Annotated in this window: 14 protein-coding genes and 2 pseudogenes; 14 read left to right on the top strand and 2 right to left on the bottom strand. The window is 59.1% G+C overall.

The window, feature by feature from the left end:
• The first annotated feature begins 173 nt into the window (after nucleotides 1–173).
• From HMPREF1022_RS06370 to HMPREF1022_RS17180, 14 genes and pseudogenes are all read left to right on the top strand, one after another.
• Entirely contained in the window at nucleotides 174–1301 is a 1128-nt protein-coding gene (locus tag HMPREF1022_RS06370; protein WP_009302391.1) for a glycosyltransferase, read from the top strand.
• Between the two features lie 7 nt (nucleotides 1302–1308).
• Nucleotides 1309–1833, top strand: a complete 525-nt coding sequence (locus HMPREF1022_RS06375) for a hypothetical protein (protein ID WP_008684471.1) — start codon at nucleotides 1309–1311, stop codon at nucleotides 1831–1833.
• Between the two features lie 20 nt (nucleotides 1834–1853).
• Nucleotides 1854–3029 (top strand): glycosyltransferase family 2 protein, encoded by a 1176-nt coding sequence (locus HMPREF1022_RS06380; protein ID WP_009302393.1) that lies wholly within the window; start codon nucleotides 1854–1856, stop codon nucleotides 3027–3029.
• Nucleotides 3030–3753: 724 nt separating this feature from the next.
• Nucleotides 3754–4935: an ABC transporter permease gene (locus HMPREF1022_RS06385; RefSeq protein ID WP_232221558.1), complete on the top strand. Its 1182-nt coding sequence runs from the start codon at nucleotides 3754–3756 to the stop codon at nucleotides 4933–4935.
• 10 nt (nucleotides 4936–4945) lie between these two features.
• Nucleotides 4946–6913, top strand: a complete 1968-nt coding sequence (locus HMPREF1022_RS06390) for a glycosyltransferase (RefSeq protein ID WP_009302394.1) — start codon at nucleotides 4946–4948, stop codon at nucleotides 6911–6913.
• A 47-nt stretch (nucleotides 6914–6960) separates the two neighbouring features.
• The gene (rfaE2, locus tag HMPREF1022_RS06395) at nucleotides 6961–8412 is read left to right on the top strand and encodes a D-glycero-beta-D-manno-heptose 1-phosphate adenylyltransferase (RefSeq protein WP_009302395.1); all 1452 of its coding nucleotides are present in this window, start codon (nucleotides 6961–6963) and stop codon (nucleotides 8410–8412) included.
• A gap of 65 nt (nucleotides 8413–8477) precedes the next feature.
• Nucleotides 8478–9452 (top strand): glucokinase, encoded by a 975-nt coding sequence (locus HMPREF1022_RS06400; protein ID WP_009302396.1) that lies wholly within the window; start codon nucleotides 8478–8480, stop codon nucleotides 9450–9452.
• Between the two features lie 154 nt (nucleotides 9453–9606).
• Nucleotides 9607–11697 (top strand): GAF domain-containing hybrid sensor histidine kinase/response regulator, encoded by a 2091-nt coding sequence (locus HMPREF1022_RS06405; RefSeq protein ID WP_009302397.1) that lies wholly within the window; start codon nucleotides 9607–9609, stop codon nucleotides 11695–11697.
• Entirely contained in the window at nucleotides 11687–13795 is a 2109-nt protein-coding gene (locus tag HMPREF1022_RS06410) for a sensor domain-containing diguanylate cyclase (protein WP_009302398.1), read from the top strand. Before HMPREF1022_RS06405 ends, HMPREF1022_RS06410 begins: the two co-directional genes overlap by 11 nt.
• A 223-nt stretch (nucleotides 13796–14018) precedes the next feature.
• Complete coding sequence (locus HMPREF1022_RS06415; RefSeq protein WP_009302399.1) at nucleotides 14019–14621, top strand: TetR/AcrR family transcriptional regulator; 603 nt, start codon at nucleotides 14019–14021, stop codon at nucleotides 14619–14621.
• A 13-nt stretch (nucleotides 14622–14634) separates the two neighbouring features.
• On the top strand, nucleotides 14635–15525 hold the full coding sequence (locus HMPREF1022_RS06420) for an arginase family protein (protein ID WP_009302400.1): 891 nt from the start codon (nucleotides 14635–14637) through the stop codon (nucleotides 15523–15525).
• A 345-nt stretch (nucleotides 15526–15870) separates the two neighbouring features.
• Nucleotides 15871–16035, top strand: a complete 165-nt coding sequence (locus tag HMPREF1022_RS18865; RefSeq protein ID WP_008684449.1) for a hypothetical protein — start codon at nucleotides 15871–15873, stop codon at nucleotides 16033–16035.
• Nucleotides 16036–16233: 198 nt separating this feature from the next.
• Nucleotides 16234–16344 (top strand): annotated as a pseudogene (locus HMPREF1022_RS19165) (hypothetical protein); the annotation flags it as partial.
• Between the two features lie 532 nt (nucleotides 16345–16876).
• Nucleotides 16877–17079: pseudogene (locus tag HMPREF1022_RS17180) on the top strand (transposase); the annotation flags it as partial.
• Between the two features lie 351 nt (nucleotides 17080–17430).
• Here HMPREF1022_RS17180 and HMPREF1022_RS17185 read toward each other — a convergent pair.
• Complete coding sequence (locus HMPREF1022_RS17185) at nucleotides 17431–19485, bottom strand: glycosyltransferase family 2 protein (RefSeq protein WP_008684447.1); 2055 nt, start codon at nucleotides 19483–19485, stop codon at nucleotides 17431–17433.
• A gap of 11 nt (nucleotides 19486–19496) precedes the next feature.
• Nucleotides 19497–21722, bottom strand: a complete 2226-nt coding sequence (locus HMPREF1022_RS17190) for a DegT/DnrJ/EryC1/StrS family aminotransferase (protein WP_009302401.1) — start codon at nucleotides 21720–21722, stop codon at nucleotides 19497–19499.
• Between the last annotated feature and the right edge of the window lie 129 nt (nucleotides 21723–21851).

The raw sequence follows: 21851 nt of genomic DNA on the forward strand, positions 1-21851 counted from the left end.
GGGCTCATCGGTCCTCCCTGTATAGAAAAGATCATCGGCAACAGGCCAGTTTTACAGATTTTTCTAAAAATTCATGCGGTTGCTCCGGAGCTTGCAAAAGCGCGCGGAATGCATAGTATGCTGGCAACCGCAAGCCGTAACCTGTTACGGCGCGCGTTTCCCACAGGAGCCCTATGACGCGACCGTTGAACGTGCTTTTTCTCATGGAAGATCTCTGTTTCGGCGGTACCCAGCGCCAGACTCTGGAGCTGGCCCGCCGCCTGGACCGGAAGCGTTTTTCCCCGGCCATGCTCACCCTCACCGGCGCGACGGATCTGGACAGCGCGGCCCGTGACGCGGGCATCGGCCTGACGCATCTGGGCGCGTCCCGCAGCGCGGCCCCCTTCTTTTTTCTGCGCCTGGCCCCAGCCCTGCGGCGGGCCGCTCCAGATATTCTGGTGCCCTGCACGGCCCTGCCCAACATCTGGGGCCGGATCTGGGGGCGGGCGCTGGACGTGCCCGTGGTCGTAGGCACCTGCCGGGGCGGCGGCGGCCCCAAACGCCAGCACGAGCGCTGGCTCTGGCGTCTGACCCGGCATCTGGTCTGCAATTCCGAAGCCCTGTTCCAGACGCTCCAGGGCCTGGGCGTGCCCGCCGGGCATCTGAGCTACATTCCCAACGGGGTGGACGTGGACTTTTTCCGGCCCGGCGAAAATCCCCCTTCGGCGCGGGAGCCGGTGGTCTTGTGCGTGGCGCGCCTGGCGCGCGACAAGGATCATTTGGCCCTGCTGCGGGCCTTTGAACTGATTCTGCAAAGCCGTCCGGAGGCCCGCCTGCGCATTGTGGGCGACGGCCCGGAAGAGGCGGCCCTGAAGCAATGGGCGCGTGAGCATCCGGCGGGCGCGCGGGTGGACTTTTTCCCCGGCGGCATGGACATGCGCGAACACTACGCGGCGGCCCGGCTGTTTGCCCTGGCCTCCGTGCGCGAGGGCCAGCCCAATGTCATTCTGGAGGCCATGAGCTGCGGCCTGCCGGTCTGCGCCACGGCGGTGGGCGGCATTCCCCGTCTGGTGGAGGAAAACGGCAACGGCTTCTTGTCCGCGGCGGGCGATGACCGGGCCCTGGCCCGCAACTGCCTGCGCCTGCTGGACGATCCGCAGTCCGGCGACGCTCTGGGCCGGGCCGGACGCCTGCGCGTGGAGCGCGATTTCTCCTTTACGGCCATGGTGGACGCGCATCAGGAGCTTTTCGAGCGCCTCTGGCGGGAGCACAGCCGGAAAACGCCGTCAGCCGGCCAGCGAGAAGCCCAAGCTGGAACATAGACACGCCATGAACAACTTTTTTTCTTTTTCCAGGTCATGGGCAACAGGCGTTCTGATCGTGCTGCTGGCCATGTCCCCGACAGGGGCCGCCCCGGCCCTGGCCGACGAATCCCCGTCCGGCGCCGCGGCTCCGGCCGCCGGGGAAAAGGCCGTCCCCGCGTCGTCGTCCCCGTCGCTTCCGGCGGCATCGGCGGACGCGCCCGCGGAAGTGACGGAACTCTGGACCGGTTCGCTGTATACCTCCACCTTCCGGGTGGGCCTGTGTTTTTCGGCCCAGGGTAAGGTGAGGGGCGTGCTGCATCTGCGTCTTGCCAACGGCCAGGTGGATGTCTACCACTTTGAGGGCAGCGTGAAAGACAACGCCATTGAAGCCTCCCATTCCTCGGGCCACAGGTTCAAGGGCCGTCTGAGCGCGCCGGACAAGGTGGAAGGCACAATCAGCCTTAAAAACGGCATGAAGATCAAGCTCGAAGGCAAGCGCGTCCAGGACGTGCCGCTGGCGTCCGGGGACTGCGCGCCTCTGCCGGACTAGGTTATTTCAGGAGTAATTCCATGCTGATGTTCTGGTTCTGCGTGGCCTTGGTTCAGTGCGGCCTGCTCTTTCTTCTGGCCCGTTGCGGGCGTTCCCTGGTCCGGAAGGCCGGAGAGGAGCGCGAGGCGAACCGTTTCACGCCTCCGGGCGGCTGGCCCAGGGCGGCGATGATCATTCCGGTGGCGGGCGCGCATCCGCGCATGACCGAGGCCCTGAGCAGCCTGCTGCGTCAGGATTATCCGGATCTACTGCCGGTGCTGGTGACGGCCACGGCCGAGGAACCGGCGGCCGGGCTGATCCGCACGCTGCGGGAGGATTTCCCGGCCCTGCGGCATGTTGTGGCCGGTCCGGCCGCCGGTTGCGGCCAGAAAAACCACAACAGTTTGCAGGGCGTGGCCGCCGTGGGCGACGCGGCGGACGTCTATGTGTTCTGCGACAGCACCCATCTGGCCGCAGAGGATTTCGTGCGTTGCCTTGTGGGACCCGTGGCCAGGGGAGAGGCGGCGTTCAGCACCGGCTACCATACGGTGGAGCCGCGCGACCAGCGCCCGGTGACCCTGGCCTATGCGCTCAGCGTGCTGCTGATGCGCTTTTTGCAGGCCCTCTCGGCCTTCACCCAGCCCTGGGGCGGGGCCATGGCCATGAGCCGGGCCGCTTTTGAACGCTACGGCGTGGCCGAACTCTGGGCCCATAATGTGGTGGACGATTGTTCCCTGGGCGCGCTGCTGCAGGGCCGGGGCGTGCATGTGCGTCTGTGCGCCGGGGCCTTGCTGCGCACCGAGGCCGCGGACCACGCCCTGCCGGTCTGGCGGGCCTGGATGGAACGCCAGGTGCTGTTTCTCAAGTTCTGCATACCCGGCCAATGGCTGCTGCTCGGGGTGCTGGCCGTCCTGATGGCCGTGCCGCCGCTGGGCGCGGCTCTGGCCCTGCTCGGCGGCCTGCTGGGCCTGGGCAACGGGGCGGCCGTGCTGCTGGCCCTGCTCTGGCTGGCCGCGCTGGCGGCTGCGCTGGGGCCCTGGCGGGCCTTTTTGCCCCGGTCCGTGCCCCTGGGGCGCTGGCTCTGGGCTTTTGTCTGCGCGGTGGGCATGTTTGTTCTGGTCTATCTGCGCACCATTCCCGCCAGGGAGATTGTCTGGCGGGATACGGCCTATACTGTGGGGCAGGGCGGCACGGTGCTCGGCGTGCGGCGGCGTTGACCGCGAGGTAGAGGCGAAGCAGCGTTCCTGCTTCAGGCTTTGTGTACTTTTGCGGTTACTTTGTAAAATCCGCCTGTTCCGCGCGGGCGGCGTTATCAGCGCGTTTTTGATGCTCACATATCTGAGTATGCTCCGCTCAAAAACGTGCCGCTGCCTTGCCCGCACGAAAAAATCGCCAATTTTGCAAAATTCCCGCAAAACCAGCTCCCGCTCACTTGTCGGCTGCGCCGACCACGTTCGCGGGAGATAAGGAAGTCCAGAAGCGACCTTCCGGCCTATACGGCGCTTGTCGGCCCGGCGGCAGCGCCTAGGGGCGACGGGAGTGTACGAACAAACCCCGCTTTACGCTGACGCCGTAATCAGTCCAGCGGGGTGTTCCGGGGGGCAAGAGGGCCTCGGAGGGGGCGCAGCCCCTTGGCAGGCCCCTGCCCGCGCCGGGTTTCAGCCGTTGGCGGCAAGGCCGCCGTACGGATAAAGGTAGCAGCGACAGGGGCCCAAACGGCGAGCACGCCGCAAGCCCCTGATGCCCGCAGGGCGGGATAAAACAACGTGCGGAGAACGGATTGGTCCGGGCTCCGGGCGGCTGTTTTGACACTTGTCCCGGCCCGGCGTAATAATGGATGTGTTGTACTGACGCTTGTCGGCTGATTTTCGGTATTGCGGCCGCGCGGCGCGGTTTTTTATCGTCTTCTTATGGATATGTGGTAGTTGCGCTATGATCGCCATGTCCGACCTTTTTCGCGTCAGCCTCAGGCAGGTTGTGCGCCAACGCGGCTTCGGGGTGATTTTGTCCATCGCTCTGGGCATCACCGCCTTTATTGCCCTTTCCGTGCTGGGCCGCGAAATCCGGTATAAAGTGGGCCAGGATATGGTGCTCATGGGCGGGGTCAACGTCATCCAGGTTTATATGGATGACAAGCAGTACCCCGGTCAGCCCGTACGCGAATTCTTTCCCGCCACCGTGGACGCCCTGCGCGCCCTGCCGGGCGTGGGCATGGTCAGCCGCAACGTGCGCGACGGCAAGGGCTTCCTCCTGCGCGGCGAGGGCGAACGCTCGTTGAGCGTCTATTTCATCGGCATCGACCAGTATTTCGCCGAGGTCTATTCCCTGTCCCTCACGGCCGGCCGGCTGTTCAGCGACGCGGATATGGAGCGTCACAGCCGGGTCTGCATGCTGGGCCGCGAAGCCGCCCGCAATCTCTACGGTGACCCGGACAAGGCCGTGGGCAAACTGCTGTTTCTGGAAAAGGACGTTTTTGAAGTTGTGGGCGTGGTCAGCGGCGTGATGCTGGGCAGCTGGAGCCAGGGCGGCTTTCTGCCCTATACCACCATGATCGACCGCAACTGGGGCGACGGCAAGGTGACGCGCCTGTTTGTGCGCGCCGTCGGCTGGGAAGACGTGCCGCCCCTGATCCGCCTGATCCCGGAAGTGGTGCGCGAGCATCAGGCCGCGCCCTATCTGGTCATCCGCACCCAGGAAGAGCAGCTTGAACGCATCAAGACCACCTTCATGTGGGTGGAGGCCCTGCTCTGGCTGGGCATCGCCGCGTCGCTGATGCTGGGCGGCTTCGGCATCTGGTACGGCACTTTTGCCGCAGTGCGCGCGCGCACCCGCGAAGTGGGCCTCAAAAAAGCCATGGGCGGCTCCGATACGGACATCTTGGCCCAATTCCTGGCCGAGGCCCTGTGCAAATCCGTGGCCGGCGGCATTCTGGGTATTGTGGTGGGCGTCACCTTGGTCGAAATCGGTTCGTGGTCGCTGGGCACGGGCATTTCCTACCCCCTGCTGGTCGCCAGCAGTCTGGGCAGCATCGTATTCTCCGCGCTCATCGGCGTGGCCGGCGGCTTGTATCCGGCCCTTCAGGCCAGCCGTATGGACGTGGTTACCGCACTGCGTTTTGAATAAAAGGTGAAACATGGCTCCGGTTATCGTCGCCAAGGATTTATATAAGTGTTACGCCGGGTTCTCGCCGGTCCTGCGCGGCGTGAACATTGAAGTGCAGGCCGGTGAACTGGTGGCCATCATGGGCCCCTCGGGCTGCGGCAAGTCCACCATGCTGCACATTCTGGGCATGCTGCACGCGCCCGACGCCGGTTCGCTGAACATTTTGGGCACGGATGTGCTCACCTTCACCCGCGAGCAGACCGCCGCCTTCCGGCGTGGGAACATGGGCTTTGTGATGCAGTCCAGCAATCTTTTCGAGCACTCCACGGTGTTTGAGAATGTTGAATTCCCCCTGATTTATGAAGGCATACCGCCGCAGGAACGCTGGGAGCGGGTGATCCGCGCCCTGGAACTGGTGCGCCTTTCGGCCAGGGTGCATTACCGCAGCAACCGCCTGTCCGGCGGCGAGCAGCAGCGCGTGGCCATTGCCCGCGCCATGGTCAACAATCCGCGCATTCTGCTGGCCGACGAGCCCACGGGTGCGCTGGACGCTCGCACCAGCCGCCTGATCATGGAGAATTTCCGCACGCTCTGCCACACCGGCGGGGTGTCCATGGTCATGGTTACCCATGACCCCAAGATGGCCGAATACTGCGACAGCATCTATACGCTTGAGGACGGCATCCTGCACTGCCGCCGCCATGAGCTGCCGCCGCTTCCGGAGCATGACGCGCAAAGCCTGCTCTCGCCCCCGCCGCCGGTGGTGCGCGGCGCGCTGGTGGCCGAGCGTTTTCCCGAGGCCTCGGGCCAAAACCTGATGGAAGAGGCCCACCGCCTGCACGCCGCGGGTCTGCTCTCGCGCATTTACGCCATCCGGGGCAGCGGCCTGCTGGGCAATCCCGAGGGCTACGCCCTGCCGCTGGCCGTGCGCCGCATCGGCGCGTGGCATTTTTTCTCCGTCTGCGCGTCCCTGTTCCGGCAGTTGCGGGGCTCGTCCCATTCCTTATGGGATCTCTGGCGCGATCTGCCCACCCGTTCCCGCTGGGGCCGGGGCCTGCTGAGCCATCTCTGGGCCTTCGGCTGCGGGGCCCTGCTGGCCCGCTGGGGCCTGGAGGAAAAAATCGAGTTTCTATATGCCACGGGCGCGCACAGCGAAGCCACGGCCAGTTGGGTGGCCGCGCGTTTGCTGGGCGTGCCTTTCGCCTTTTCCATGCGCGCCCAGGATCTGGCCCGGCCCGGCAAGGACTGGGCCGTCAAGGCGGCGCAGGCGGTCTTTGTGCGTTGCGACACCCAGGCCACCCTGCGGACCCTGCGCGAGATGCTGCCGGAACTGCCCGCCGAGAAGCTGATTCTGTTGCGCGATCCCCTGACCCTGACCCCGCCCGAGGACGACGCGGACATTCCCCTGCCTTCCGGCGCCCAGGAGGCCCAGCCCCTGCAAATCCTGGCCGTGGGCACCATCAGCAAGCGCAAGGGCTATGACCTCCTGCTACGGGCCTGTGCCCAATTGCGCGCCCAGGGGCTGGATTTCCGTCTCAAGATCGTGGGCCAGGGACCGGAGCGCCTGCGGCTGCGCTGGCTTGCCTGGCGTCTGGGCCTGCGCAGGCTGGTGGAGTTTACGGGGCAGATGCCGCATGAAAACATGGCCGATTTCTATAAAAAGGCCGACATCTTCGTCTCGCCGGGGCGCAAAACCAGCCAGGGCGATGTGGACGGCCTGCCCTCGGCCCTGGCGGAAGCCATGGCCTTTGGCCTGGCCGTGGTGGTCAGCGATCTGCCGGGCCTGACCGAAGCCGTGGAAGACGGGAAAAGCGGTCTGGTGGTGCCCCGGAATGACGCGGCGGCCCTGGCCCGGGCTTTGGAACGCCTGGCCGGGGATCCCGAGGAACGCCGCCGTCTGGGCGACGCGGCCCGGACGCGCATCCATGACCTGCTGGATGCGCAGGAAGATGAAAGCCCCCTGGGCGCGCTCTTCAGCCGGGCCATCCGTGGGGCCTGAACCGGCTCCGCCCGCATGTCGGCAATCCACGGGAACAGGAATGAGCTATGGAATTTAGCGGAGTACGCGTGTTGGTGCTGGGCGATGTGATGCTCGACCACTACATTTCCGGCCGGGTGCGGCGCATTTCGCCGGAAGCGCCGGTGCCTGTGGCCTGCGTGCGGAAACGCTGGACCGTGCCGGGCGGCGCGGCCAACGCGGCCCGTAATCTCGCCCGGCTGGGCGTCGGGGTTGAACTGGTCGGCCTGGCGGGCCGCGACGAGGCCGGAGAGGCCCTGCGCCGCGAACTGGCCGCCGAAGGCATCGGCGACGGCCTTGTGTATTCCGCCGCGCGCAGCACCACGCGCAAAACCCGGATCATTGCCCAGGGGCAGCAATTGCTGCGCCTGGATGAAGAAGAGATCGTCCCGCCGCGGCCGGAGGAAAGAGCGCTGCTGCGAGAAAAAGTTCTGGAACGCCTGCCGGGCTGCGGCGCGCTGGTGCTCTCCGATTACGGCAAGGGCGTGCTGCTGGACGGCCCGGACGGCCACAGCCTGTGCGCGCCGGTCATCGTGGCGGCCCGCGAGCGGGGCATTCCCGTGCTGGTGGACCCCAAGGGCGGGCAGTGGCGGCGCTATGCCGGGGCGCAGTGCGTGACGCCCAACAGCGCGGAGTTCGCCTTGGCCTGCGGCCTGGAAGCGGGCGATAGCCCGGATCAGCGGGAGCGGGAACACCTGGCCGCCGCGTTGCGCGAACGCCACAGCCTGGAGCGCCTGTTGCTTACGCGCGGCCCCAAGGGCATGGCCCTGTTCAGCCCGGACAGGCCGCCGCGGTACATCCGGGCCGCCGTGCGCGAGGTGGCCGACGTGTCCGGCGCGGGCGACACAGTCATCGCGACTCTGGCGGCCTGCGTGGCCAAGGGCCTGGACTGGGAGGAAAGCGCGCTCGTGGCCAATACGGCGGCCGGTGTGGCTGTGGGCAAGCCGGGCACCGCGCCGGTGGCCCTGAGCGAACTCAACCTGGCCCTGCGCGAGAACGCCGACAATCCCAAACTGTACAGCCTGCCCGGCCTGCTGGAAAAACTGGAGGAGTGGCGGCGCGGAAACGCGAGCATCGTGTTCACCAACGGCTGCTTCGACCTGCTTCATCCCGGCCACATTTCCCTGATCCGCCAGTGCGCGGCCCTGGGTGAGCGCCTGGTGGTGGGTCTGAACAGCGACGCCTCGGTGCGCCGTCTCAAGGGCCCCGGCCGTCCCATCCAGAACGAGCAGAGCCGCGCGCTGCTTCTGGCCGCGTTGCAGGGCGTGGACGCGGTGGTTCTTTTTGACGAGGACACGCCCCTGGAGCTGATCCGTCGGGTGCGGCCCGACATGCTGGTCAAGGGCAGCGACTATACCGTGGAAACCGTGGTGGGCGCGGAGCTGGTGCGCGAATATGGCGGCCGCGTGCATCTGGCTGGGCTGGTGGACGGGTGCAGCACCACCAATCTGGTACGCCGGATGGGCTCGGACAGGAGCTGAGCCTGACGAAATCCGGCCCGAACCCTGTTCCGCCCGCTTTGACCGCATTGCAGCCGGGAGACCCCATGCAGCGCATTCTCGCAGCCGATATCGGCGGCACCAATTGCCGTTTCGCATCCTTCAGCCTGGATCAGGGCCGTCTCCGCCAGGAGCGGGTGGTCTGGATCAGGTCCGCGGGCCTGCTGGATACGGACATGGTGCTTGTCGCCCTGGAGCGCGAGCTGGAAACGCCCCTGCGCACGGCGGACATGCTTGTTCTGGGCCTGGCCGGGCCGGTGAGCGACGGCCTGCGCGGCGGCCTGACCAACGGCGCCCTGCGCGTGGATCTCACGGGCCTGGAACAGCGCTACGGCATTCCCCGCGCTCTGGTCATCAATGACTTTACCGCCGAAGCCTACGGCTGCCTGACGGAAATCGGGGAGCAGGCGCGTTGCGTGGTCAGGCCCACGGAGCAGGCTGAGGTGCCGCCCACGGCCAGCCGGGGCGTGCTGGGCGCGGGCACGGGTCTGGGCACCGCTTCCCTGGTGCATGACGGGCGCGGCGGCTGGCTGCCGGTGGCCGCCGAAGGCGGGCACGCCTCCTTTCCCTTTGTGGGCGACGAGGAAAATGATTTTCACAAATTCGTCTGCCGGGAACTGGGCTATCCTTTCGCGCGCGGCGACGACATTCTCACCGGCAGGGGGCTTGGCCTGCTGCACCGCTATCTCAGCGGTGAAACTCTGGAAGCCCGCGAAGTGGGCGAGAGCGCCCTCAGCCGGGATACCCCCACCCTGCGCTGGTATTCGCGCTTCTATGCCCGGGCCTGCCGCAACTGGATTCTGACTACCCTGTGCCGTGGCGGCCTGTGGATCGCGGGCGGCATTGCCAGCCGCAATCCCCTTTGCGTCACCAGCGACTATTTTTTGCGGGAGCTGTACACCACCCCGCAGTTCGCCTCCCTGATCCGTTCCGTGCCCATCTATCTGGTTGAGAATAAAAACAGTGGATTGTGGGGCGCTGCCCAGGCCGGTCTGGAGGTGTTGCGCCGCGAGGCGCGTTGAAGGCGCGGCTGCGGAAACGTGCTGTCCACACGCTCCGGAGCTGATGGCATTTTGAACTTGACATGCTGAAGTCCCGGCAAGGTCTGTCCACGTAGCCTTGCCGCCGGATGCCCGCTTGCGGGCATTCGGCCTGAACTCACGAGAGCGAGAAAACATGTCCGACACCACAAGTGCGGCTTTTGCGCAAGCCGCCGCGTCCGAGAAGTTTTCCCTGCTGCTGGCCAAAGTCTCCAGCGAGGCCCTGGTCAGCCAGAACCGGGATGTTTTTTTCAACAACGCCCTGCGGGAGCTGGGGCAGTGTCTGGAGGCGAGCCGGGCTTATCTTTTCCGGAAAAATAACGGCCTCTGGCACAATACCTACGAATGGTGCGCCGAAGGCGTCCCGCCGCAGTCGCCCGCGCTTCAGAATATCCCGCCCGAAGAGATCGGCTGGTTCGTGAGCGATCTCGAGCAGGGGCGGCCCCTGCGTATCGAGGATGTGCGCCGCGTCCCCCATGACCGGACCCGCGAGTTGCTGTTGCTTCAGGGCATCCGTTCGCTTCTGGCCGTGCCCCTGCGCCATGACGGCGCGCTGAACGGTTTCTTCGGGGTGGATATCTGCAACCGCCATGTGAGCTGGACCGAGAGCATGGTCAACATGGCCGTGGCCGTGGCCAATGTGCTGTGCGGCGCGGACCTGAATTTCAGGCAGCGCGCCGGTCTGGCCCGCAAAAGCCGACAGCTGGCCGATATTCTGGATGCCTTTGTGGAGCCGGTCTATATCTCCGACATGGATACCTACGAGGTGCTTTTCACCAACAAGGCCCTGAACGAACAGTTCCCACTGCGTCCGGGCAGGGACCAGCGCTGCTTTGCCCGCTTCCAGGGCCTGGACGCGCCGTGCCCGTTTTGCACTAATGCCTTCCTGCGCGGCCGGGACAATCCGGACAGCCCCCACCACTGGGTCCACGTCAATCCCCTGTCCAACCATACCTACACCATTGTGGACCGGCTCATCCGCTGGGAGGACGGCCGCAGGGTGCGTCTTTCCATTGCCATGGACGTCACGGACGTGCTGGAGGCCCAGCGCGAGAAGGAGCTGGCCGAGGCCGCCACCAGGGCCAAGAGCGAATTTCTGGCCCGCATGAGCCACGAGATCCGCACGCCCATGAACGGCATTCTGGGCATGACCTATCTGGCTTTGGACGATAATCCCGCGCCGCGCCAGCGCGAGTATCTGCGCAAAATCAGGCTCTCGGCCAAAAGTTTGCTGGGCATTATCAACGATATCCTGGATTTTTCAAAAATCGAGGCGGGCAAGCTCGATATCAGCGAGGAAGACTTTGCCCTGGATGAACTGGTGCAGAATCTGCGGGCCATGCTCAGCGCCCAGGTGCACGAAAAACAGCTTTCCTTTTCGGTCAATCTTGCCCGGGACGTGCCGCTCTGGCTCAGGGGCGACGCCCTGCGCATCACAGAAGTGCTGATCAACCTGCTGGGCAATGCCCTCAAGTTCACCAGCCAAGGCGGCATCAGCCTGGATGTGGGCACGGATTGCCGGGACGGCGCCGTGTTTCTGCACTTCATGGTCAGGGACACGGGCATCGGCATCAGCGCCGGCGAGCTTGAGAATCTTTTCCAGCCCTTTACCCAGGCCGACAGCAGCATTTCCCGCCGCTTCGGCGGCACGGGCCTGGGCCTGGCCATCAGCAGGCAACTGGCCCGGCTGATGGACGGGAAGTTGTGGTGCGAGAGCGAGCCGGGCAAGGGCAGTGTTTTTCATTTTCTGCTGCCCCTGGCCCTGGCCGCGCGGGCCCGGCCCGGCCCGGACGCCGAAAGCCGACCCATGGAGGCGCTGCCGCCCGGCAAGCGTGTGCTGCTGGCCGAGGACAATGCCATCAATCAGGAAATCGTGCGGGAATTACTGTGCCGTCTGGGCGTGGACTGCGCTGTGGCCGAAAACGGCCGACGGGCGCTGGACCTGATCAGCCGGGAGCGTTACGATTGCGTGCTGATGGATATCCAGATGCCGGAAATGGACGGCCTGGAGGCCACCCGCCGCATCCGGGCCATGCCCGGAGCCGTGAGCCGCATTCCCGTCATCGCCATGACGGCCGGGGCCACGCCGGAGGACGTGCGGCGCAGCCTGGCCGGGGGCCTGGATGATCATATCAGCAAACCGCTGGACCCCGGGGAGCTGCGGGAAAAGCTGAACCACTGGCTTGCCGGGGACGAGGCCCGGCAACGGAAGGATCATGACTGCTGAACTGGACATTGACTTTACCTCCGGCCGGGCCCGGCCCGGCAACCCTTTACGGATCAGCGGCGACGGGCTCAGCAGCGCCCTGGTGATCTGCCGCGCGGAGCCGGACTATCCGCTGATCTACGTCAACAGGGCCTTCCTGGCCTATGTGGGCTATGACTATGCGGAATTTTGTGAAAAAACCGGCGGCCGTTATGCCGAAATCATCCATCCCGGGGACCGGGAGCTGGTGCAAAAGAGCGTGGACGAGGCCGCGCGCGAGCGGCGGGAGTTCAGCGCGGAATACAGGGTTCTGAAAAAAGACGGCGGCACGGTCTGGCTGCGCGAGATGGGCAGGGAAACCGTCTCCGGGGACGGACAGGCCATCACCGTCAGCGTCTGCCTGGACATGACCGGGGAAGTGGCGCTGCGGGAGCAGGTCAAGCGGCGCGGCCGGGAGTTGCAGAGCCTGATGAATTCCCTGCCCTGCGGCATCTGCCGGGTGACCGCTGACGAAGAAATGTCCTTTGTCTATGCCAACACCTATTTTTATTCCATCATGGGCTGCTCGCCCGCCGAGGCCGTTGAACTGGGCCTGACCAGCGTGGAAAAGTACAGCTATCCGCAGGACTTGGAGATGATCCGGAGCACGGTGCGGGAAAGCATCGCGCGCGGCCGCGCGGCCTTTGAACTGGAACACCGTTTTGTCAACAGGGCCGGAAAACTGGTCTGGGTTCTGGTCCGCTGCCACCATGATCCGGCGGAACCCGGCTACCTGACCTGCGTGCTCTTTGACATTACCTTGCGCAAGCGGATGGAAGAGGATCTGCGCCTCAGCGAGGAAAAAAGCCGTATCGCCTTTCAGCACACGGACAAGATCATGGCCGTGTACGATCCGGTCAGCCATACCCTGTTCCAGACCGGAGACGCAGCCGCCGTTCTGGGCGTGCCCACGGAAATGCCCGATGTGCCCGAAAGTTTCGTGGCCAACGGCCTTGTGGCCGGGGAGAGCGTTGAAAGTCTGCTCCACTTTTATCATTCCATGCAGCAGGGCATCCCCAGCGGCAGCGCCAGCGTGAAGCTGAAGACCGGGAGCCGCTTTGAATGGTTCACGGGCAGGTACACGCTGATATTCGACGCCGAAGGCAAGCCCCAGCGCTCAATCATTTCCTATGAAAACGTCACCGAACAGCACGAAAAAGAGCTGGCCTACCAGAAATGGATCCAGACCTTCAAGGATCAGCAGGAAAACAGCATCGGCTATTATGAATTCAATCTGACCAAGAATATTTACGAAGGCAACGAGCGCCGCAACTCCGGCGCGCTTCCGGAAGACGTGAAGTCCTTTTCCGGCACGGTGGAGTATATTTCAAGCCATTATGTCTATGAGGGCGACCTGCCGGAGTATCTGAGTAGCTTTGACCGGGAAAAACTGCTGGGGAAATATTACAGCGGCCAGCGCGAAATACAGATCGAACACCGGCGCTTTCATGCCGACGGCAGTCTCTTCTGGGTGGTGGCCAGCATTCAGCTCATTCCGGACCCTTTCACCAAGGACGTCAAGGCTTTTATTCTGGTCAAGGACATTGACGCGCAGAAGAAGAAAGACCTGGAGTTGCGCAGCCTTATCGAGCTGGATGCGCTGACCGGGCTGTTGAACCGGGGCACCGTGGTCAGCCGGGTGACGGAACTGCTGCGCCAGAGCCCGACCGGAGCCGAACATGGCCTGATCATGCTGGACCTGGACAACTTCAAGCTGCTCAACGACAGCCGGGGCCATCAGTTCGGGGACGAGGTTCTCAGGGAAGTGGCGGAATCCCTGCGGGACGTGCTGCGCCGCCAAGACCTCTGCGGCAGGCTCGGCGGCGACGAATTCGTGGTCTTTCTGCCGCATATCCCCGTCGGCCCGGAACTGGAAAAACGCCTGGAAGTGCTGCGCGGGGCGGCGGCCAGGGACTACGGCGAGGGCCTGAGCATCACCGGCAGCCTGGGGCTCGCCCGCTATCCCCAGGACGGCATAACCTTCGACGAACTCTACAGAAAAGCGGACCTGGCCCTCTATGAGGCCAAGCGGCGCGGCCGCGACCGTTTTGTCATCTATCATCCCGATCTGGAAGACTAGCGTCGCATCAAGCGACACATGTCGCAAAGCCCTAAGGGCATGCGCGCCGCAGCAGAGGGTGCCAGCCCCGGCGGGTGCCCCTTTGGGGCAGCCTTGATTCACTTTGCGTCGAAAGATTTTGCTTGTATGGCCTCCTGTCAGGGAGGCTTTTTTCATTTTCAGCTTTGACACGGCAGGGAATCTGTATTAAATGAACGAATATTCATTCAATTTGGAAGCGAACATGGCAAATAGAAAAGAGCAAAAACAGAACACGCGGGAAAAGGTTTTGGCGGCGGCCGCGCGTTGTTTCGCGGAAAAGGGTTATTCCGGCTGCTCGATTTCGGACATCGCGCAACGGGCCGACATCGCGCAAGGCACCATGTACGTGCATTTCAAAAGCAAGGACGCTCTCTTCAAGGTCATGATTGAGGAAGAGCATGCCCAGGGCGCGGAAAAAGCAAGGCGGGCGTCAAATGTGACGCCGTATCTCAACGGCATTATCGGCGTCATGACGGACTGCATCCGGGACGTGGGCTTTCCCGTGGATCACCGCTTATGGACGGAAATCCTGGCCGTGGCCGCACGAAATCCAGCGGTGCGCGAAACCTTTGCCACCGGCGACAGGGCCATGCGCCGCGTCTTTGTCGAACTGCTCCGGAAAGCGGCGAAGGCGGGAGAAATCGACAGCAACCTGGATTTGGAGGCTGTTTCGGTCTGGCTCTACGCCCTGGTGGACGGACTTATCGCCAGAACCGCCGACGACCCCGACTTTGATTTTCAAAACCACCTGAACGTCTTTGAAACGCTGGTCCGTCGTGCTCTTTGCCCCCAACAGCAATCATGAAAGGAGTTCGCGCATGAGCAGGGAACAAAACAGAATGAAGACATTACGGCTTTTGATGCCGCAGTGGCAGGGCGGTTACGATGAATCGGAATTTCCCGGTCAGATATATCCTCTGGGCGCTAGGCTGCTGGCCTGGCTGGCTCCGCAAAGCGACGCGCCGCTTGTAGAGGTGCCCGTCGGGCCTTGGACAGGGGCTGAACCGGTCAAGGAGGGCGGCGTATTTTACCGGAGGGAAATCCTGCGCCAGATACGGGCGGCCGGAAATATTATTGAGGCATACGCGCCCGACCGCATTATTACCTTCGGAGGCGACTGCCTCATCAGCCAGGCTCCGTTTTCCTATCTGAACGAACGCTACGCGGGGAAACTCGGCATCATCTGGATTGACGCGCACCCTGATGTGACCACGCCCGAGGATTTTGACCACGCCCACGCCATGGTGCTCGGCAACCTTCTGGGCGGCGGTGAACCGTTGATGGCGGCTGAAGTGAAGAAACATTACAACGCGGAACAGGTCCTCCTGGTGGGTGTGGACGGGGTTTTCCCCCACGAGCGGGAGGCCATCGACCGTTACGGCATCAGGACCATACCAAGCAGGGACATGACCGGCTCTGGAGACGCGGTGACAAGGTGGATTCGCGACAAAGGCTTTGAACGGGTGGCCATCCACCTGGACCTTGATGTGCTTGATCCCACCGTTTTCCGCTCGCTCCTGTTCAGTAACCCCAACGTGAAAGAACATATCGAATCGGAGCGGGGCAAGGTCGGGATTCAGGACGTGGCCGAAATCCTCAAGAATATTGCCGCGCGGGTTGATGTCGTCGGAATGAGTTTCGCGGAGTACATGCCTTGGGACGCCCTCAGCCTGAAGAAAATGCTCGCCGGGTTGCCGTTCATGAAATAAGCGGCGAAATCCCGGGCGGCGGGTGATGTGCCGTCTTTATCCCTTCACGCTCTTCTGATTGGGCGACTTCGCCGTTTTGTTCGTAACGCGCCGTGCCGACACGGCGCGTTACGCGTTCACGGCTCTGTTTTTTGCGTATTTTTGTCATGATAGTATGACAGTTGTCAGATTTTTCTGAATACTCTCTTTTTCCGCTTGTGAGCTTTTTCTCTTATCTGTTGAAATCACAATTATTTTTAAAATCGTGTTTTTGGCATGACGATTGCTTTTGAATTCCCAGTAATCCCGTTTCATTGGAAGAAGTTCTCAGCCCTGGCCGCGAGACTCCGTGGGGAGGCGGGCGGCATGGACGCAACAGACCGGGCGGATGCCTTTGGGGTAAAGGCGCAAACCGGCGGTCTGCGGCGTATCCGGGTTGAGAGAGCGTCTTTTTCTCTTTCCGGCCGCACCATCAGCCCTTGGAGCAATTTCGTTTTTCCCAAGAGCAAACGCTCCAAATTTTGGCTCTAAGGGCTGTCTCTAAATAAAATTTAGACTTTTCGTCGCTCTATTGCTTTGCTGTTTTTCATGAGTAGACACGACATTTCAGACGAAAAGTGGCCATAATTGGGCCTATGTTGACAAAGGCCAGCACTGAAACCAGAGGTCGGAAGCGTAAGGATGACCACCTGATGTTTAACATCCTGCGGATCATGAAAAACAGGAGCGCCCTGGCGGGACTTGTATCCAGAGTCTGGGCCTTGGAGAACGGTACATAAACGCTTCCTTGAATGGGCTAAACTTGAGGTATGGGATGGCTCCTGCTCATGCTATCCATAAACGCAGACCCCGAGGCCATAATTATTATGCTACCTTACCGGCGTAAAGGGGGTACTTCAATCAGGAGATTGGGTGTAGCATAGGATTAACTACCAAAATCCTTTGCGTATTCATCTCACGGCAGGAAATGTAAATGACATTGTTCCTGCATGTGGCCTGATAGAAGGTCTATTGGCGAATAAGCTTCTTGCGGACAGAGCTTATGATGCCAATAAATTGCTCGCTCTGGTGGAACATCAAAACTATACTGTGGTTAATTCTTCCAATGCCAGGCAGGTTGGTTCAACGCGAGTATGACACTCACGTTTACAAGGGACGTCATCTCGTTAAGTGTTTCTTTGTCAAGCTTAAATCCTTCCACAGAATTGCTACTTGATATGATAAGCTTGCCATAACCTTTAACGCTGCGGTCATGCTGGCAGTCTGCCTCATTTGGCTACAATAATTTATTTAGAGACAGCCCCTAGAGCGTGTAGTCACGAGATTTTCTAGAATTTAATTTTATGTCATATTGCCTCAACAGAGGTGAACTATGACAACTCCAGCACACAGACGGCATGATATTTCAGATGAAGTTTGGAAGAAGCTCTCGCCGCACCTGCCTGGACGAGAAGGAAGCTGGGGGGGGTAGCATATGGCAATCGAACTTTCATCAATGCGGTATTTTGGATTATGCGCACGGGGGTGCCATGGAGAGACCTTCCACCTGATTTTGGTGGATGGAGCAACACTCATTTGGGCGTCAATATCGTGACTACAGACTCTAGAGGCAGGCGAACTATTCGCCGGTCTTGAGGATAAGCCGAAATTCTTTCACCGCCGCGTCAAAGTCCGGCCAATGAATTGAAGAAGCCATGCAGACCATATCGCAGAAGGCATTGGGCGCGGGCTCCATGTGTCCGCGTCGCCTTTGCGCAAAATAACTTCTAGACTCACGTTTTGCTCTTTTTCATAATCAGGCATAACTTCTTAATGAAAAATAGAGTTGTCAGCCAAGGTGAAAAGTGTGGCATGGTTTTATATTAGTTGTGTGGACAGTAAATTTTCTTGAATTGTAATGTATTATTGGGGAACTACACGTAGGGGTCAGCTGTCTATTCTTATCTGTGACAAGAAATCACGGGCAAATTCTGGACATAGTTTGCACCCTTTCTGAAGCAGTGTATCATCTCCAGATTTGGCATAAATATGTACGAAGTCCGTCAACACTCCCATAGCCAGCCTGCAAAAATCTTTGTAATAGCGATTGGAAAAATGTTTATTGCACGTATTGTACATGCGTAATTCTTCCAAACCATGTAGGTTACGATGATCTACATGATCGCCCTCGGCAGAAGCATAGAGAGAGGCGGCATGCCGACGATAGACACTCATATGCTCTTGAAGATAGCCTATAAGCCCGACTTCCGCATGTAGTAAATGCCAGTACCAGTCACCGGGGATAAGCGACGGGTCAAACCAGTCCGGCAGCCCATCTCGAAAGCGCCAGCGATACATGACGGAATTGGTTTGAATCAGATTGGCGAAGAGCAGGTCTTTGACCGTATAGAATGTACGTACGCCCCCTGGTAAAAGATTTTCCGGAGGATAAACCCGCGATGGGGAGCCGTCCTCATAAATGGCATCAACAGGGTGAAAGCAGAGGGAGCATTGAGGATGCATGTCCAGAAAATCGACTTGCTTTTGCAGCTTGTACGGATCAGTAAAGTAATCATCGCCATCGCAAAGAGCGACATATGTGCTGTGGCACAGGGAAAACAGAGTCTGTACATTTTCTCCATGCGCGGCATGACAGGAAAGATACATAGGGCGGACATGGGCATGGCGTGAAGCATAGTTATCAATGATTGAGGCACTGTCGTCATTCGAGCTGTCATCAACAATGATATGCTCAAAGGGTATCTTGCAGCGTTGGTCAGTGACACTTTCCATGCATTGTTCAATGAATGCTTCTTGATTCCTGCATAATGTCAAGACCGCGACGGGGGAAGTTGTGCGTGGCCATGTATAAGGCGATTGGGAATGATTTCGTTGCCTATACTCTTCCAGTACGCTGGCAAGTCTGTGTTCAACAGAATGGAGAGGGCGGTTCTGATCCCGGAAATAACGCAAAAAAGCCTGCCGCCATTCAGAAGAAAAAGCGCTGACAAAGGTGCGGCACTGTTGTGTAGACATTTCAGGCAGAGTGGAGGGCATATCCGGTAATGTGTCCAGCGGATGGGGAGAAGCAAAGAGGGTCTCTTTACCCAAAGTTTCGGCCAGACGCGTATTGCCGGGCACACACTTGCTCAGCAGGTCCAGGGCGTGCTCGCGAGGCATGAAGGGGACAGGTGCATATCCTTCTTTTTGTTCAACGCTGCGCAGAATGCGGTAAAAGTCATCGCGCTTCCATACCGGTTTTTGCTTGAAGCTGAAGGGAAAGCCGAAAAGAGCCCGCGACATGTCCAAGCCGGGCGCGGACAGGGGAAAGCTGAATTCGTTCGACGGGATTGGGGCGACATCTTCCGGAATACCCAGCGCGCTGGACAGTTGCATCAGAAGTTGCGGCTCCACCATGTGGGGGTCGGTAGACTGGTGCAGGAGCAGATGGCAATTTTCCTTGCCACAATGATGCATAAGCATACTGTAGACTTCATCCATGCGATGGCGTCCGTCTTCACGCAGCTGCAGCATATATATTTTATCGGGAGATCGTTTTTTCCAGTTACGAAGAAAACGCGTACGTAATTCGCTGTCTTGGCGGCCAAGCAGCATAACTACATGTAACTCACAGGCTTTCAGATGCGGAAACATCGCCAGCCGGCTAAAAAACAGAGGCAGACTGTCAGGATGGGGGGAGCCGCAAAAAGCGAGTATGTTCCGTCCGCTTGCTGCATCTGCATCAAGTTGCTGCAAGTGCGAGGTCACAATGGCGTCCACGGCGTGCAGATAGTCAGCACCGGCCCGACTCCGCATTCCGAACCAATAGCATTTTAATTGCTGTGTGATCGCATCATGTCCCCATACCTGAGAAATCGGCAAAAAATATGGATTATAAGTCAGATTGATTTTGGAAAATTCCTGACGTGCCGATTGGAGAAAGTATGCAGTCGACCAGTATGCCGCATCCCATATGCTGTACACCAAATAGATTTTTTGCATGGCAGACTACCTCATTGCATTTGGTTCGCTCTCATAATTTCAACAATTGTCTGCAAACGATACTGCGGCAGTTCAGCGAAAATAGGCAGGCAGAGAATTCGGGCACTGATATCTTCAGCGATAGGGCAGGAGTGGTATAATTCGCTCTCAAGATATGGCAGCTGCGTCAACAGAGGACTGTAAGGACGCTTGGGAAAAATATTTTTCGCGTTAAGGCGCTGAACAACAGCGTTAAGCGCAGCTTCACTCGGCATTATGACAGGATAACAGGCATAATTGCTCTGAAAATAAAGAGGGGTAGAGGGCATGCGTAACCCTTTATCGCAGCGAAAAAGATTTTCATCGTAAAAGGCCACTATTGCCGCACGCTGCTTTATACCAGCGGGAACAGATGAAAGCAGACTCAGACCAAAGGAAGCGTGCAGTTCGCTCATGTTCGCGTTTATACCGTAGCACTGGTGCGCTGTTCCGCTTTGTCCGCCGGAACGCAATTGTTCAAGTCTTTTTTGAGCCTGGACCGTGTGGCTTACAATGCAGCCTCCTTCCACGGCGTGGAAGCTATGTGATGCGTGCAGGCTGCAAATCGCATAGTCGCCAAAATCCAGAAGGCTCCGGTCGAGGAGGTTGGCCCCAAAAGCATTGTCGGCATCAAAAATAAGTTTGACGCCGTGTTGGCGGCAAAGTCCGGACAATGCTTCCACATCGCAACAGATGCCAAAAGCATGGCTGGCAATGACGGCGGCAATGTCCGGTTCCCGTGCCAGGGCCTCTTGCAAGGCCGCTGGTGAGATGCTCAGATTTTTTTCGTTGATATCGACGAATACGGGCCTGCAGTGTAGCCAGCGTAACACGGAAAGAACGCGTGGTGCGGCACAGGGCGTCAGGGCGATCTTTTTCCCAGCCAGTTCCTCCAGTTCCAGGACCAGCATCAGCATCAGGGAGTCATTGGCGCAACATAACACAAAAGGCACCTGCAGAAAGTCCGTCAGGGCGCGCTCCAGCTCTTGCACATATGGCCCCCCGCTCGTGAGCCAGCGGCTATCGAATATTCTGCCCACATGCCTTTGATATGTATACTTGTCCGGCACAGGAGACAAAAAAACTTGGCAGATGGAATCGTCGGAAAAAAGAGCCGGCGGCGATGCAAGGGTTTCCTGATGGAGATGGCGTAATATGGCATTATTCTGCTTGGAAAGTTTGCCGAGCGCCGTGCAGACAAAAAGTTCAAAATCAGAAACAGACGCACTCAGTTGTTTATGCAATGTTTCTGCTGAAAAAGAACAATCCACTCCATAACGCCGGTGCAAGGCTGCGGCGCTCTCCGCAAGCCGTGACGAGGTCTGCGGGTCAATTTTTCCAAGATGGTCCAACGCCATACGCGCCAGACAGCTTCGAAAACCAATATCTTCAGCAGGTGGAGAATCATCCTTCCCATACGCAACACGGTAGGCTGCGAGTTCTTTTGTCAGACTTGGGTTAATCGGATAGGACTTTTGAAATTTTTCTTCTTTCTGCAGGGAAAAAATCGATAAAAAGTCTGAAACGACATCAAAGCCTGAAGCTCTGTCGCCATATTTTTTTATAATGAGATTCTCTTTTCCACATATCTCCGTGTAGAAGTCTACTATTGTCTCCGGTACTAAATTGCTGAAATGTCCATTGGCAAGCCCTGATATATAATTGGGGAAAATCCAGTCAGCCTTCGGTGTATAGAGGATATTTGAATTTTGCTCTGGGATAGCGTTGATTCCTTCTTTAATTATTTCTTTATAAAAGCTTACTACCAGATCTTCAATGTTTCTGATATAACAAATAAATGAAAGATGCACCTTATAAAATATATTTAAAATTAAACTATTAAATTTTTTTTGTAAAATGTCATACACAGATGCATAAGAAAAAAACTCACTTGAAAGAATAATATTCTCTGATTTTGAATTTTCGATATAATATTTTATATCATTAATATATGCTGTACTTAAATGATGTTTTAAATATGTTTCTGACAATGAAAATATGTCATAAAGATATAAAATATTATCTTTTTCATTTTTTGAAGAAAAATCATCCCAGTTAAGGCTCTTTGCCAGTAATGAAATGGCAAAGTTATGGCACATTTCTATCGGCACGCAGTCGTATCCCGCTTTTTCCAGAGATCTTCTATGCGAATCAAGATAGGTCTGAATCGCCGTTGTTCCTGTTTTTGGTAATCCTATATGAATAAAAACTTTTTTCATCGCTCAGTCCTTTGTCATCCACAGCGCGTGACGGCGGTATACGGCTGCCACCATTTTGGCACGCATTTTTCTGCAGTCCCTACCCGAACCTGACTGTCTTTCCCGCTTGGAAAAATAGTGTGGCAACGC

Source organism: Desulfovibrio sp. 6_1_46AFAA (genome assembly GCF_000224635.1).
Taxonomy (GTDB): domain Bacteria; phylum Desulfobacterota; class Desulfovibrionia; order Desulfovibrionales; family Desulfovibrionaceae; genus Desulfovibrio; species Desulfovibrio fairfieldensis.